Annotated in this window: 11 protein-coding genes; 7 read left to right on the forward strand and 4 right to left on the reverse strand. The window is 42.5% G+C overall.

Annotated features, from left to right (window positions below; translation table 11 throughout):
• Positions 1 to 151: 151 nt before the first annotated feature.
• Entirely contained in the window at positions 152 to 1,072 is a 921-nt protein-coding gene (locus GZH31_RS03195) for an ExeA family protein (RefSeq protein ID WP_180311365.1), read from the forward strand.
• 13 nt (positions 1,073 to 1,085) lie between these two features.
• Positions 1,086 to 2,165 (forward strand): general secretion pathway protein GspB, encoded by a 1,080-nt coding sequence (locus GZH31_RS03200; protein WP_036970841.1) that lies wholly within the window; start codon positions 1,086 to 1,088, stop codon positions 2,163 to 2,165.
• 25 nt (positions 2,166 to 2,190) lie between these two features.
• On the opposite strand, the gene GZH31_RS03205 is transcribed toward GZH31_RS03200, so the two are convergent.
• Both GZH31_RS03205 and putA read right to left on the reverse strand, forming a co-directional pair.
• Positions 2,191 to 3,399: an HD-GYP domain-containing protein gene (locus GZH31_RS03205; RefSeq protein WP_180311366.1), complete on the reverse strand. Its 1,209-nt coding sequence runs from the start codon at positions 3,397 to 3,399 to the stop codon at positions 2,191 to 2,193.
• A gap of 225 nt (positions 3,400 to 3,624) precedes the next feature.
• Positions 3,625 to 7,428: a bifunctional proline dehydrogenase/L-glutamate gamma-semialdehyde dehydrogenase PutA gene (gene putA / locus GZH31_RS03210; protein ID WP_036970837.1), complete on the reverse strand. Its 3,804-nt coding sequence runs from the start codon at positions 7,426 to 7,428 to the stop codon at positions 3,625 to 3,627.
• Between the two features lie 166 nt (positions 7,429 to 7,594).
• On the opposite strand from putA, the gene GZH31_RS03215 reads away from it, so the two are divergent.
• Positions 7,595 to 8,077, forward strand: a complete 483-nt coding sequence (locus GZH31_RS03215; protein WP_036970835.1) for a winged helix-turn-helix transcriptional regulator — start codon at positions 7,595 to 7,597, stop codon at positions 8,075 to 8,077.
• A gap of 110 nt (positions 8,078 to 8,187) precedes the next feature.
• Here GZH31_RS03215 and GZH31_RS03220 read toward each other — a convergent pair whose 3' ends face one another.
• Positions 8,188 to 8,787: a TIGR04211 family SH3 domain-containing protein gene (locus tag GZH31_RS03220; protein WP_036970833.1), complete on the reverse strand. Its 600-nt coding sequence runs from the start codon at positions 8,785 to 8,787 to the stop codon at positions 8,188 to 8,190.
• A gap of 213 nt (positions 8,788 to 9,000) precedes the next feature.
• On the opposite strand from GZH31_RS03220, the gene GZH31_RS03225 reads away from it, so the two are divergent.
• From GZH31_RS03225 to GZH31_RS03235, 3 genes are all read left to right on the forward strand, one after another.
• On the forward strand, positions 9,001 to 10,521 hold the full coding sequence (locus tag GZH31_RS03225) for a CYTH and CHAD domain-containing protein (protein ID WP_036970831.1): 1,521 nt from the start codon (positions 9,001 to 9,003) through the stop codon (positions 10,519 to 10,521).
• On the forward strand, positions 10,487 to 11,173 hold the full coding sequence (locus GZH31_RS03230) for an START domain-containing protein (protein ID WP_180311367.1): 687 nt from the start codon (positions 10,487 to 10,489) through the stop codon (positions 11,171 to 11,173). The genes GZH31_RS03225 and GZH31_RS03230 overlap by 35 nt, the downstream gene beginning before the upstream one ends.
• Before the next feature lie 68 nt (positions 11,174 to 11,241).
• Complete coding sequence (locus tag GZH31_RS03235; protein WP_036970830.1) at positions 11,242 to 11,646, forward strand: diacylglycerol kinase; 405 nt, start codon at positions 11,242 to 11,244, stop codon at positions 11,644 to 11,646.
• Positions 11,647 to 11,941: 295 nt separating this feature from the next.
• Here GZH31_RS03235 and metK read toward each other — a convergent pair whose 3' ends face one another.
• Positions 11,942 to 13,093, reverse strand: a complete 1,152-nt coding sequence (gene metK / locus GZH31_RS03240; protein WP_036970829.1) for a methionine adenosyltransferase — start codon at positions 13,091 to 13,093, stop codon at positions 11,942 to 11,944.
• A gap of 267 nt (positions 13,094 to 13,360) precedes the next feature.
• Between metK and tkt the strand changes: the two genes are divergently transcribed.
• Positions 13,361 to 15,352 (forward strand): transketolase, encoded by a 1,992-nt coding sequence (gene tkt / locus GZH31_RS03245; RefSeq protein WP_036970828.1) that lies wholly within the window; start codon positions 13,361 to 13,363, stop codon positions 15,350 to 15,352.
• Positions 15,353 to 15,637: the final 285 nt, after the last annotated feature.

Genomic DNA, 15,637 nt, shown 5'->3' on the forward strand with positions numbered 1-15,637 from the left:
CCAGCGATACCCAAACTCCAAAAAACAGGCGCTTTATTCGGGGCCGTGTTTTTTATCTTAAAGTAATTTTAGTATAACGTACGAACAAGGTTTTAAGTCGCGTAGTTTTTTGCCATTATAGGCCGTGATTTTAAACGCAAGGAACATCACGGTGTATTTAAGCTATTTTGGCTTGTCAGAAAAACCTTTTTCGATTGCCCCTAATCCTGAATATTTATTTCTTAGTGAGCGTCATAAAGAGGCCTTAGCGCACCTTACTTATGGATTAGGTGAAGCCGGCGGTTTTGTACTTTTAACCGGCGAAGTGGGAACAGGTAAAACAACATTAACCAGAAGTCTGCAAGAGCAGTTACCTGAAAACACGCAAGTCGCACAAATTCACAACCCGGCATTGTCTCAACTTGAATTGCTAGCCAGTATTTGCGACGAACTTAAGATTGACTATGACAGCGAAAATGCCACATTAAAAACCTTAACAGATGTGATTAAAAAGCATCTTGAGGCGAATAATTTAGCAGGCGGTCATACCATCTTAATTATCGATGAAGCACAATTGCTGGCTCCCGATGTGCTTGAGCAATTACGCTTATTGACGAATATAGAAACAGATCATAAAAAGTTACTACAAATAGTTTTAGTTGGGCAGCCTGAGCTACAAGAGCTATTAAAACGCACCGAACTTAGACAACTTGCTCAACGTATTACGGCGCGTTACCACTTATTACCGCTTAGCGAAGGCCAAGTATTTGCTTATGTTAAACACCGTTTACTCAAAGCAGGCACTGAACAAGCGCTCTTTTCTGCTGATGCCTTAAAAGCGATTTACCAAGTAACAGAAGGGGTGCCAAGGCTTATTAATTTATTGTGTGAGCGCTGCTTAGTTGGGGCTTTTTCACAGCAAAAGCTGAGCATTGATAGTGAGCTTGTCATGCGCTCAGCAGTTGAAGCTTTACCGCCAAGCAGTGCGCCTATGTCGTCAACTGCGAACAAAGAGCCAAGTTATGTTTGGCTTTATCCTGTTTCATTTTTAGCCGTATTGGGTATGGGTATTGGTTTATCTTACCTAATATAACGAGTGATCATTTATGTCATTACTTTTAGATGCAATTAAACAATCTGGTCAACACGAGCAAACAGCGATTGATCATGACCACGCTGCTCTGCAGCTTAAACAACAACAAGAATTAACCCGTTATCGCCGTCTTGCCTTTTCGTTTGGGTTATTACTAGCGGTTATTTTAACGCTGATGGCAGGCTTCTCTATTGGTAAATGGCTGCAAAAAAATGAACCTTTTGCGCAAAAGCAAGTTACTAGTAACAGTGCTGAAGAGACACAAAATTCTTCACAAGCGACAGAGACTTTAGCGACAACAGATACAAATAATGTACCTGTAAAAGAACAGGCACCCGCAACAGCCGTTCCGCAAGCTGCCAATACACAGGCCAATCTGCCTGTTAACAATACTGCGAATAATGTGGGCCAAGTGCCTGTTACAGTCGCACCTCAGCAGCAAATGATGCAGCAAGTTCCTGTGCAAGGGCAGCAATATCAATGGGTGCAAGTACCCGTTAATACCGTGCCTGTTTATGCTAATCAAGGTTATCAAGGGCAACCTGTTTATCAACAGCCTGTGTATCAAAATCAGCCAATTTATCAGCCTCAGCAACCGCAATTTTCGCAGCCAATGCAAATGCAACAAATGACACCGCAGCAAATGAGCAGTCGAGACATTGACATGAGCAAATACAAGGTGCTGGGTAAGCCGCTAAATGATCAAAGCCCATCGCAAGTCAACCAAACCGTGGTTGATGACGAATTTAACGACGTGCCTAATAACTTAAAAAGTGCCTTCGAGAGAGCAGTCCAAGATGTCGATAATAAGCATGTGGCTGATATAACGCGCAGTACTAAAAACTCATCATACGCAGAGCCTGTCGAACTGCTGCCTGACTCGCTGCAAAGCTTGATCCCAACAATTAAGTATCAGGCGCACATTTATGCCTCTGAAGCCTCTAAACGTTGGATAAAGATAAATGGTCGTGAATTGTATGAAGGCGATAATATTGGCGTACTCAATGTGATAGAAATCACACCTGAGCAAAGTTTATTTAGTTACGACGGTTACGAGTTTACGTTAAAAGCACTGCAAGACTGGCCAGAGTAGCCAGTCTTATATTTAAAAATAGTGGCTATGGCAAAATTGAGTTTTTAAAGAAGCGGATCAGATCGACATTAAAGTCATTGGGTCTGACTGCTGCTTCTAAGCTATCGTGACAACGGTTATTTGCTAAATCAATATCTTGCACTTCGGTATAGTGTGCATGTTTGGCGTTATAAAACACTTTTACCACGGGTTTTAATGGGCTGCTTGGGTTACTTCGTGTAACCACGGCAAGCTTTTGGCTTTCAAGTTTCACCAAGGTGCCGACAGGGTGAATACCGATACATTGAATAAATTTCGTCACAAGGTCGCCATCAAAACTATCTGGGCAGCCATCTTTTAGAATTTTAAATGCTTTAATTGGCTCCATACCGGCTTTATAGACTCGCTCTGCGGTGAGTGCGTCATATACATCAACAATCGACGCCATACGAACGTACAGGCTTAATTCATCACCATGCTTACCGAATGGGTAGCCGCTGCCATCTAATCGCTCATGATGGAAACCCGCAATTTCAACTGCGATGCCACTGAGGCCTGATTGTTCTAATATTTCTTTGCTGAAACGGGCATGGTCTTGAATGATTTGATATTCTTCGTCTGTTAACTTACCTGGCTTATTGAGTATTTCATCAGGTATTTTTATTTTGCCAATATCATGCAGTAGGGCACCTGTCGCTATTTCTTGAATGATGCTTTTATCGATGCCTAAGTGTTTGGCAAAAATACTAATAAGAATTGAAACGTTAATTGAGTGTTCGAGTAAATAGGCGTCTTTTTCGCGCAATCTGGTAATGCAGGCAAGGGCATCTTGATTACGGAAAACAGAGTCCATAAAGCCACTGGCCAATTCTTGAAATGGCGCAATATCAATTTTATTACCAGTACGAATATCATTAAATGCTTTGCTTTGGAGTGACTTTGCTTCGTTGTATAAACTATTCGCTTTGGCCATTTCTGCAGACACGCTATGCGATGTATGCCAAGGGTTATGGGCGACGGTTTGCGGCTCTGGCGGCGAAGTGTTTTGCTGCTCTTCCACTTTATTGTCACTGCTCATTGTGAGCGTTTTATCGGGGTCGATAACGACTTCTAAGATACCCGCTTTAGCTAGTTTATCGATACCTCCCTGAGTCTTCACCCATCCTTGGTTTTTAATGCGGATTTTGCCTGTCTGTTTTGTAACGCTATGTACAAACATACCGGGCTTTAGTTGATCAATAGGGAGAGTTTTCAAGGCCTTTACTTCAAGTTAAATACATTACCTTTAACCTAGCAGATATTTTGTCTTCTAGTAAATAATAATAAAGGTGATAATTTTGAAATTGGAGCAGCTTTTCGTCTATAAAGTGGTTGTTTTTCTTAATGTTAGACTATTTTATCTGGGTATAAAAAAGCCCCTGTTAGGTACAGGGGCTTTTAGATTTTATAACAGCAAAGTTAGTTAACTTTTATGCGCTGTTTACTCATCATCTTCAACAAGCGTCATCAGTGATGTATTACCACCTGACGCTGTTGTATCGATACTGATTGTTTTTTCAGTCAGTAAGCGCTTGATTAACGTATCGTAGTACTCAGAGCTAATCACTGGCAGAATCGCCCCTTTACGTTGTGCTAACTGTTGGCTGAAATAGCCTAAACGTGATGAGCGAGCTGCTACAACCGCACCGGCAAGGTGAGGGTGTGCCAAGATAGCTTGTAACTGGTTAGGCTTAGCAACTTGGAATACACCTTCGGCGATACCTGTTGAAATAAACTTGTCTTTGAAAGCAACCGCTTCTTCGTAGAACAGTTCAGATGCAACGGTGATTACTGTATTACCCGCAGCAAGTGCTGTGATAATTGAAATCGCCCAGAAGTTAAATGAAGTACTCTTATCGGCATAACACACAACACAACCACGAGGCTCAAGGTGAAGCGTATTAGATTCACCTGTTGGTCCAGGTAATACAGTGTGTTTACGCATGTGCTTTTCAAGGCGGTTAAGCTGCGCACGTGCATCGGCTAATGTTAATGCTAAGTCATCAGCAAGCTCGTCGATAATTTCGACAGTAGCGACTTTTGCTAACAACTGACGTACCGCAGAAACGCGGTCGTTTAACGGTGTTGCACGCCAGATTTTTTCATCGCGTAATGAGTTTTCCATTAGCTTAGCAACTTGCTCAGCCGCACCTGAATAATGATGAGTGTCTAGCTCATCAGGTGATAGGTTCGTCATTTGTACGTTATCAGGTGACGCTTTTTCTTTCACAAGACGTTGTAAGTAGTTAGGACCACCTGCTTTAGGGCCAGTACCTGAAAGGCCACGACCACCAAATGGTTGCACACCAACAATTGCACCAATCATGTTACGGTTTACGTACACATTACCTGCACGAGACATTTTTGCTAAGTATTCACAACGCTCTTCAATACGTGAGTGAATACCCATTGTTAGACCGAAGCCAGTGCCATTGATTTGATCAATCACATTATCAAGCTCTGAGCCTTTGAAACGAATAATGTGCACACATGGACCAAATACTTCGCGTTTAAGTACTGAAAGGTCTTTAATTTCATATAAACGCGGTGCGAAGAAATAAGCGCCATTTTCGTTGTTATCAGGAATTGCACACTCGTAATGAAGTGTTGCATTACCTTTTAAGTATTCAACGTGTTCGTTTAAGTTTTTCAGTGCTTTTTCGTCAATTACAGGACCAATGTCAGTCGAAAGTAATGAAGGGTCGCCAACATGAAGCTCTTTTAATGCGCCTTTGATCATCTCAATGATGCCATCAGCAATATCTTCTTGTAAGAATAAAACACGTAATGCAGAACAACGTTGACCCGCACTTTGGAAGCCAGAGCTGATCACATCATCAACAACTTGCTCAGGAAGCGCTGTTGAGTCAACGATCATACAGTTTTGACCACCTGTTTCTGCAATTAACGGCACTTGAATGTCGTTACGTGCAGCCAGTGTTTGCGAGATGATTGTGCCTGTTTCAGTTGAACCTGTGAACATCACAGCTTGAATACGCTCATCAGGTACAATTGTCTTACCTACTTCGCTACCACGTGCAATAACAGGTTGTACAACATGCTCAGGTAAGCCAACAGATAACATAAGGTCAATTGTACGAAGCGCAATTAAACTTGTTTGCTCAGCTGGTTTTGCAATCACCGTGTTACCCGTTACGATAGCAGCAGCAACTTGGCCTAAGAAGATAGCAAGCGGGAAGTTCCATGGGCTGATACATAAGATCACGCCACGCGCTTCAAAACGCTCATCTTCAGATAACTCTTCAGCACGAGCAGCGTAATAACGGCAGAAATCAACGGCTTCACGCACTTCATCAATGCCATCTTGCGCCACTTTACCCGCTTCTTTAATACAAAGAGCGACGAGTTCATCGTGGTGACGCTCTAAAATATCAGCGATGCGGCGAAGTAAGTTAGCACGTTCTTTAACCGGTGTTTGTGACCATGATTCAAACGCTTTTTCAGCATTTTCAAGAAGCGCAGTCATCTCATCAGATGATTGTAGTTTCACATGACCAATGATTTCTTTGTGGTTCGCAGGGTTTTTAACTGCAATTGAACCTTCTGGTACATCATTTAACTCAATGCGATTTTCTGCAAACCAGGTGTCTAGGTTTTCTTTAAATGGTGTAATGGCATTGATGTCAGTTAAATCCATGCCTTTTGAGTTCGCTCGCTCGTCACCGTATAAATCGATAGGCATCTTGATTTGCGTGTTGTACTTATTACGCAACCCTTGCAGTGTTTCAACTGGGTCTGGTAACAGTGCTTCAACTGGTTGAGTGGTATCAACAATCGCGTTAACAAACGATGAGTTAGCGCCGTTTTCTAATAAACGACGTACTAAGTATGCAAGTAAGTCTTCATGCTGACCTACGGGTGCGTATACACGACACTGAATTTTTTCTTGTTCAACGATTTGGTCGAACAGTGATTCACCCATACCGTGTAAACGTTGGAATTCGAAGCCTTCGTGATCGCCTTTTGCAACTTCTAAAATCGTCGCTGCTGTATAAGCATTGTGTGTTGCAAATTGCGGATACAGAACATCGCGTGCTTCAAGCAGTTTAATCGCACAGGCTTTGTATGATACGTCGGTAGTCGCTTTACGGGTAAATACAGGGTAGTGATCTAAACCATCTTGTTGTGTGGTTTTGATTTCGGTATCCCAGTATGCGCCTTTTACAAGACGAACCATTAATTTGCGGCCAACACGGCGTGCAAGGTCTGCAACCCACTCAACAACGAAAATAGCGCGTTTTTGGTAGGCTTGAACTGCTAAACCGAAACCTTGCCAGTTACCCAGTTCTTCATCACTGAATACCGCTTCGATAATATCTAAAGAAATATCTAAACGGTCAGCTTCTTCAGCATCAACCGTAAAGCCGATATCGTAGCTTTTAGCTGCAAGTGCAAGTTCTTTTAGTTTTGGTACGATTTCAGCCATAACACGTTCACGATGCGTGAACTCGTAACGTGGATGAATCGCAGAAATTTTCACTGAAATACCCGGGCTCTTTATTGGACCGCGACCATTTGCAGCTTTACCAATTGCATGAATGGCTGTCATGTAGCTTTGGAAATAACGCTCAGCATCTTTCATGGTGCGCGCGCCTTCACCTAGCATATCGTATGAGTATACGTAGCCTTTTTGTTCTTTATCAGCAGCACGTTCAATTGCTTCGTCAATGGTACGACCCATTACGAACTGCTTACCCATGATCTTCATCGCGAAGTTCACAGATTTACGAATAACCGGTTCACCTAAACGACCAATGGTTTTCTTAAGCACACCAAATTGTTGCTCTTTAGATTTGTCGCTGTAGTTAACCATTTTACCCGTTACTAACAGACCCCAAGATGAGGCGTTTACGAATAAAGAGTCACTGCTACCTAAATGCGAACTCCAATCACCCTTGGCAAGCTTGTCACGGATAAGCGAGTCTTGCGTTGCCTTATCTGGAACACGTAGTAATGCTTCTGCTAAACACATTAAAACAACGCCTTCTTCACTCGATAGTGAGAATTCGTTTAACAGTGCATCGACACCGCTTTGACCATCTTGGTCGCGACGGATATTTAAAACCATTTGACGAGCACGTTCCCACGCTCGGCTACGGGCTTTAACGCCTACTTCAGCCAAAGGCAAAATGTGATCGATAACCGCATTTTCATCTATACGGTAAAAGTCGCGGATCTTTTGTCTAATTGGACATTCAGTTGTCAAATCGCCATTAAATAGCATATGTAACCCTCTGGTATGTGGAGTCTAGAAATAAACTAAAAGTATTTCTTACCATTGATATAATCCGTGCATTCTAATTAAAATCCAGCAGAATATGCTGGTTATATTTTTCGATTTACGATAATTTACAGGGCATACCGTTAACTTAGCCGCATAAAATTCTGTTATGACTAACCCGAATAGATTACGCATGTTAGATCGTATCGATTTAGCAATTTTAGACGCTCTGCAAAAAAATGGCAGAATATCGAACGTTAACCTGGCAAAACAGGTGAATTTGAGTCCGAGTCCATGTCTTGACCGTGTTAAGCGCTTAGAGCAAGAGGGCTACATTGAGGGGTATTATGCAAAGTTAAGCGAAGCCAAGCTTAATCAAAGTTTGTTGGCTCATGTGCAAGTGTCGTTAGTGACCTCAAATACCTCAGTGTTTAAAGTGTTCAGAGAATATATTTTAAATATTCCACAAGTGGTCGAGTGCGACATGGTGGCAGGCGGATACGATTACCTATTAAAAGTGCGAGTCTCTGATATGGACGAATATCGCCAAGTTTTGGGTGATTTGGTTGATATTCCCGGTGTTGGTACGCACCACACCTATATGGTGATCGAAAAGATAAAACAAGATAGCGGTTTAAGATTCGATATCTAAACAAAAAAAGCACCAAACGGTGCTTTTTTTATGAAGATTTTTTGCTGGGTTATACCCACTCGCTTAATCAATCCCTAAAAATGATTAACTATTATTGCGGGTTGCTATTATTACGCCCAACCATCATAACGTTTTCGGCGTGAAAGCATAATCGTTAAAATAATACCAAGTAATAAACCAATAAATGCAATAGCGCCGCCGTAAGTTAATAGTTGGCGTTTTTCTTTGGCACTGGCTAATTGTTTCACGTTGCGCTCAGATTCTATGGTGCTTTTTAGTTTTTCAATTTGTTCGCTTAGCGCTTGGTTTTGCTCAGTGAGGGTTCTGTTTTGTTCTTGTAATTGCGGTAGTTCAATTTCTGCTTGGCGTAATTGCTCTTGCATCAAGGTCATGTCGTTATTCAGAGCTTGAAATTGCTGATGGATACCGGCGTTCTCGCTGATAAACTTCGTTTCTACCCAGCCTTCGCGGTCTTTGTCGTCGCGAATTTTAAAATAACCATTATCTTCTTCTGATAACAAGGTAATTTGAGTACCTGCATCAACTGACCCCAAAATACGGTAGTTTTTACTCGGGCCTGAATGCATAAAGGTATAGAGGTTGTCGACTATGTATGCGGTGTTTCCGTTGTCGCTTGTAGGCGCTTCTTCTGCATAGCTAATGAAAGTGGCGGCTGATAGGAGCAGCCCAAAAATACACTGTTTTAACATCAATCTACCTTGTTAATGTAACCTTGCCCAAAAATGGTCAAATTTTTAAATACGTAATGTATAGAGATAGTAGGGATTTCAACTATTAATAGCAAGGCTGATATTGTAATCCAAGACAGGGTTTGAGGGTAAAAATCAGGAAAAAGTTTGCATTAAGTAGCTGCTTTGTTTATTTTGAGCACTTATTTATTTTAAATGTACTCCGCAAAACGAATGGATACTGAGATAGAACTGAAGTTTTTGGTGTCAGATGCCGTTGTTCCACTGATCCCCGCATTAATTACTCAATTTGCAAAAACCGTTACAAATAAACCGTCACGCAGCTTACAAAATGCTTACTATGATACGCCAAGTCGTGAGTTACGCGCACTGGATATTGGTTTGCGTACCCGCTGCTGTGATAACCAGTGCGAGCAAACGATTAAACTCGCTGGCGAAGTTGTAGGTGGATTACATCAACGCCCAGAATATAACTTACCTTTAGAGGGTGGTCGCCCAGATTTAATGGCTTTTGATGCCACAATTTGGCCGCATGGCATGCAAGTTAATGCGATTGCCGACAACCTGTATCCTATTTTTAGTACTAACTTTATTCGTCGCACGTGGTTAATCGAAACCAACAGTGGGGCTAAAATTGAGGTTGTACTTGATAAAGGTGAAATTGCAGCGTCAGGTAAAGTTGAGCTGATCTCTGAGCTTGAAGTGGAATTAATTGAAGGCAGTCGCCACGAGTTATTTGCCCTTGCAGATAAACTGGTTAGCGAATGTAATGTACGTCTTGGGCTATATTCGAAAGCTGCACGAGGTTATGGCTTAGCCGATAACACCCCACTAAAAGCAAGTAAATCGATTGGGTTTGTGCCTCTTAAAAAAGAGGCCACACAAGAACAAGCTTTGGTCGCAGGGATAAATTACGCGATTCGCTTTGTACAAAAGCATGAAGCCTGTTACTTCATCAAGCCGAGCTTAAAAACCTTAAAACGAGTCACTGATGGCATTCGATTAATTCGCCACACCTTTTGGCTGTTCGATGATATTGTTAGTAAAGATGATACAGAGTCATTACGTACTGAGTTAAAGTGGTTGCTGAGTGAGTTGGCGTGGGTTGAAAACGCCATTCAGTTAAAAACCTATACCTCAAAACGTCACGCCTATTATAAAAAAATTAATAGCGCACCAGAGCTAACTCAAGTGATTAACGACCTAAAAGAGCTTCAGCCGAGTATTGACGATGTAAAAGCGTTATTTCACAGCACCCGTTACAACCGTTTGCTGTTGCAATTGACCACCTGGTTGATTGAAAAGCAATGGCGTAAGTCGTGGGGGCAGGCAGAGTTCCAAGCTGCAGAAAAACCAGTAGCAGATATAGCCAAGCGCTTATTTGCAAAAGATTGGCACGATATGCATGAGCTTATTCCTGAACAACAAGCACTGAGTGATAAAGACTATTTATCGTTGCGTACTCGTCTAGAAAACTCTCTTTTAAGTGGTAACTGTTTGGGGGCATTATTCAATAAAGACGACAGAAGCGAGTTTCGTATTCCTTGGTTAGATATTTCGCATGGTATTTACGAGCTCAGTACTCTTGAGTATTTAAAGCAGTTGTGTGCAGGACAAGACGATCAGGAATTAGCAAAGATTCAAACGTGGCTCGAGCAAAAGTCAGAATTTTTAGTGAGCGCCATGGAACAAAGTCGTCATGCCTCATTCAATACTGATCCCTACTGGTTATAAATCTGTGAATCGTTGGCTATTCATTGGGTTAGCGTGGTTTAGTTGTTCAACTGTCGCGACCCCAATAGAATGGCATACATACAAGCAGCAAGAAGGTATAAAGGTCACGTATCAAAAACATGACAGTGGCATTATCGAAATTAATGCATCTGTGGTTGTTGAAGATACCAAGGCAGATGACTTTATGGCCTTACTTAGCGACACCGACAACGCGCCAAATTGGCTCGAAAATGTTCAAAGTGTAACCCTAATAGAGCGGCTTAGCCCCGCAGAGACGCTTGTTTATACGCGCTTTAACTCGCCTTGGCCGGTTTCTGATCGTGATTTAGTGAGCTACTCTTGCTATCACACCTTAAGCGATAATAAAACCGAGCTTAAAATTACCAGCCAGCCCCACGTTAAACCTTTGGTAAAAGGGGTGGTGCGTATTAAAGAGCTCACCGCTTATTGGCGCTTAGAGCAACAGCAAAATAACTTACTGATTACCCACCAAGCGTATGCAGACCCAAGCGGTGCTATTCCGCATTGGTTAAGTAATAAAGTATCTTTAAAAAGTGTGTTTAAGTCATTACAAGCATTGCGTGAACAGCTAAAAAAGAATGCGTTTTCACGGACAAATCCCCCAAGTGTGCCAGGAAAGTGCTTATCTTAGTAAAGCGAAGATGACATTTTAGGTATTTATGAATATTATCTGCGAAGTTTATTCGTACTAGGAACAGCATGAAAGAACCCAAAATCCCCTTGGTCAATAAACCCAACGGCATTGGTATTGGACGTATTTTAAAAGCCACAAGGTGCTCAATTAAAGGTTTTAAGGCCGCATTTAAAGAAGAGTCAGCTTTTCGCTCAGAAATTTATTTAGGGGTGTGTTTATTACCGTTATCGGTTTTTCTGGCGCAGTCACTGACTCATTGGCTCGTGTTGTTTATTCCGTATTTATTACTGTTGATTGTTGAACTACTCAATTCGGCCATCGAAGCGCTGACTGACAGAGTGGGGATTGAATATCATGTACTGTCTGGGCGCGCAAAGGATATGGCCTCGGCAGCGGTGACCTTGTCATTGGTTATTTTAGCACTGGTTTGGCTGGTGGCGATGTATGAAAAGATAATGACGTTACTGTAATTAATACCAATCGCAATAATACTTAATCATTTTGAGCGATTAAACCAGTCGCTATCTGCGTTAAAAATATCTGATTTACGACAGCATGGATGCAGGAGGTAGAGCAATGCAGGAGCAATTGCTGAGAACAACTAAATAACTAAATTTTTGCCTTGTTATCAACGCGGTTTTATTGCCTCAAAATAGACCACTTAATTAAGCGTAATGGTATAAGCGCAATGGTATAAAAATTTAGAGTAAAAAATTAAACACAAAAAAAGCGCCAAAATGGCGCTTTTTCAGTCTGTATACCCTATTACAGGCCAGCAGCTGCGCGAAGTGCGTCTGCTTTGTCTGTACGCTCCCAAGGGAACTCTTCACGACCGAAGTGACCATAAGCGGCAGTCGGTTGATAGATAGGACGCTCAAGATCAAGCATTTGGATTAAGCCGTAAGGACGTAGGTCGAAGTGTTCACGCACTAATTCGATTAGACGTGCTTCTTCTAATTTACCTGTACCAAATGTCTCGATGCTGATAGATGTTGGCTCTGCAACACCGATAGCGTAAGAAACTTGAAGTTCACACTTGTCAGCAAGACCCGCAGCAACCATGTTTTTAGCAACGTAACGTGCCGCGTATGCAGCGCTACGGTCAACTTTTGATGGATCTTTACCTGAGAAAGCACCACCACCGTGACGCGCCATACCACCGTATGTATCAACGATGATTTTACGGCCAGTCAGACCACAGTCACCCATTGGACCACCGATAACGAAACGGCCAGTTGGGTTGATGAAGAATTTCGTTGCGCTAGAGATAAGCTCTGCTGGAAGAACCGGCTTAATGATGGTTTCCATTACCGCTTCTACTAGGTCGTTTTGTGAGATTGAATCACAGTGTTGCGTTGAAAGAACAACAGCATCAATACCTACCGGCTTACCATTTTCATATGCAAATGTTACTTGTGATTTTGCATCTGGGCGTAACCAGTTAAGCTCACCGCTTTTACGAACTTGCGCTTGACGCTGAACTAAACGGTGTGAATACGTGATTGGTGCAGGCATTAAAACGTCTGTTTCGTTACATGCATAACCAAACATTAAACCTTGGTCACCCGCGCCTTGGTCTTCTGGACGTGCACGGTCAACACCTTGGTTGATGTCTGGAGATTGTTTACCGATAGTGTTTAGGATTGCGCACGAGTCAGCATCAAAACCCATGTCTGAATGCGTGTAACCGATTTCACGTACAGTTTTACGTGTAATTTCTTCGATATCAACCCACGCGCTAGTAGTGATTTCACCACCCACCATAACCATACCAGTTTTAACGTAAGTCTCACATGCAACACGGGCATGAGAATCTTGCTCTAAGATAGCATCTAGAACCGCGTCAGAGATTTGGTCCGCGATTTTATCCGGATGACCTTCAGATACAGATTCAGAAGTAAATAAATGTTTTGCCATTGTATTTCTGCTCACAAATATTGCGCTTCACTAACGTCGGTAATAGCGCTAAAAAATTAAGGGGCGTATTTTATCTAAAACAATTATGTTTGCATAGTTATTTTACGCCTAGACGTCTATTTTAAATTACTAATAACATTTCGTTCTTAATAAACAGTGGTAATAGACCCATTTAATACGGATTTTTAATTGCACTGCACCCATACAATAAGTAAGAATGGGGCTTAACAAACAACCAGCGCAAATACATTAAAGGTAGGAGAATTCATGCCATCTCGCAAAGAACTTGCAAATGCTATTCGCGTCTTATCAATGGACGCAGTACAACAGGCCAACTCTGGCCACCCTGGAGCCCCTATGGGCATGGCAGATATCGCAGAAGTACTATGGCGCGATTATCTAAAGCACAACCCGACGAACCCAGAGTGGGCAGACCGTGATCGCTTTATTCTTTCAAATGGCCACGGTTCGATGCTGATTTATTCTCTACTACATTTAAGTGGTTACGACTTACCACTTGAAGAAATTAAAAACTTCCGTCAAATGCATTCAAAAACACCAGGGCATCCAGAGTATGGCTATGCACCAGGTATTGAGACCACTACGGGCCCATTAGGCCAAGGGATCACAAATGCGGTAGGTATGGCAATTGCTGAAAAAGCGCTTGCTGCTCAATTTAACCGTGAAGGCCACGACATCGTTGATCACTTTACCTACGCGTTTATGGGTGATGGCTGTTTAATGGAGGGTATCTCTCACGAAGCCTGTTCATTAGCGGGCACATTAGGCCTGGGTAAACTTGTTGCGTTTTGGGATGACAACGGCATCTCTATCGACGGTGAAGTAGAAGGTTGGTTCAGCGACGACACACCTGCACGTTTTAAAGCATATGGCTGGCACGTGGTGAGTGATGTTGATGGCCATAACCCAGAGGCCATCCGCGCAGCCATCGAAGAAGCACGTAGTATTACCGACAAGCCATCATTAATTTGTTGTAAAACAGTGATTGGTTACGGTTCACCTAATAAGTCGGGTAGTCATGACTGTCATGGTGCTCCACTTGGTCATGATGAGATCAAAGCGGCACGTGAGTTCTTAGGCTGGACAGGCGAAGCATTTGAAATCCCAGCTGATATCTACAGCGAATGGGACGCAAAAGAAAAGGGCCAACAGCTTGAATCAAACTGGGACGAAAAGTTTGCGGCATACGCAAATGCACACCCAGAGCTAGCAGCAGAATTTAAGCGTCGTACAAATGGCGAATTGCCAGCAGATTGGGCTGAAAAGTCACAAGCGTACATCGAAGAGCTGCAAGCAAACCCTGCAAACCCTGCAACACGTAAAGCTTCACAAAATGCACTGAATGCATTTGGTCCATTATTACCAGAGTTTATGGGCGGCTCAGCTGACCTTGCTGGTTCAAATTTAACAATTTGGGATGGTTCAAAAGGCGTAACAGCAGACGACGCAAGCGGTAACTACATCTACTACGGTGTCCGTGAGTTTGGTATGTCGGCAATTATGAATGGTATTGCACTGCACAAAGGCTTTATTCCTTACGGCGCAACATTCTTAATGTTTATGGAATACGCGCGTAATGCGGTACGCATGGCTGCATTAATGAAGCAACCAAGCATTTTTGTATACACGCACGATTCAATTGGTCTGGGTGAAGATGGCCCTACGCACCAACCAGTAGAGCAAATTGCAAGCATGCGTTTAACGCCTAATCTTGTTAACTGGCGTCCGTGTGACCAAGTTGAGTCTGCAATTGCATGGCAACAAGCGATTGAGCGTAAAGATGGCCCAACGTCATTGATCTTCACACGTCAAGGTCTTGAGCAACAAACGCGTACTGCACAACAGTTAAGCGATGTGAAAAAAGGTGGTTACGTACTGAGTTGCGATGGTGAGCCTGAGCTTATCCTTATTGCAACGGGCTCAGAAGTACAGCTTGCACAAGACGCCGCTGCAGAGCTTCGTTCACAAGGCAAAAAAGTACGTGTGGTTTCTATGCCTTCAACTGACTTGTTTGATGAGCAAGACGCAGCCTACAAAGAAAGCGTATTACCAGCAAGCGTAACACGCCGCGTAGCTATCGAAGCGGGCATTGCAGACTACTGGTACAAATACGTAGGCCTAAATGGCGCAGTAGTAGGTATGACGACATTTGGTGAGTCAGCACCTGCTGGTGAGTTATTCAAGCACTTTGGTTTCACGGTTGAAAACATCGTAAACAAAGCAAACGCTTTGTTCTAAGCTTTAGTCGCTAAAATTTAAAAGCCCGCGCGGTCTTAGCACTGCGCGGGCTTTTTTATGGATTTTTGCTGCCAGTCAAAAGATTCGATACGTACCCGACAGATCAGCAATAATTATCACTGCTACTTGGGTACTTTATACCGTAGGGGCGTTTTTAGTGTTTTGGTGAACACATAGGCACTCTATTTGTTTTTTTAATTGCTCAGTGTATAAAAGATAATAAAAAAATCAGCTCACATATAGAGGTTAATTGAATAATCTTCAGTTGCTGCTTACTTAAAATTC

Origin of the sequence: Pseudoalteromonas sp. JSTW, from assembly GCF_013423925.1 — a bacterium.
In the GTDB taxonomy this organism is placed as follows: domain Bacteria; phylum Pseudomonadota; class Gammaproteobacteria; order Enterobacterales; family Alteromonadaceae; genus Pseudoalteromonas; species Pseudoalteromonas lipolytica.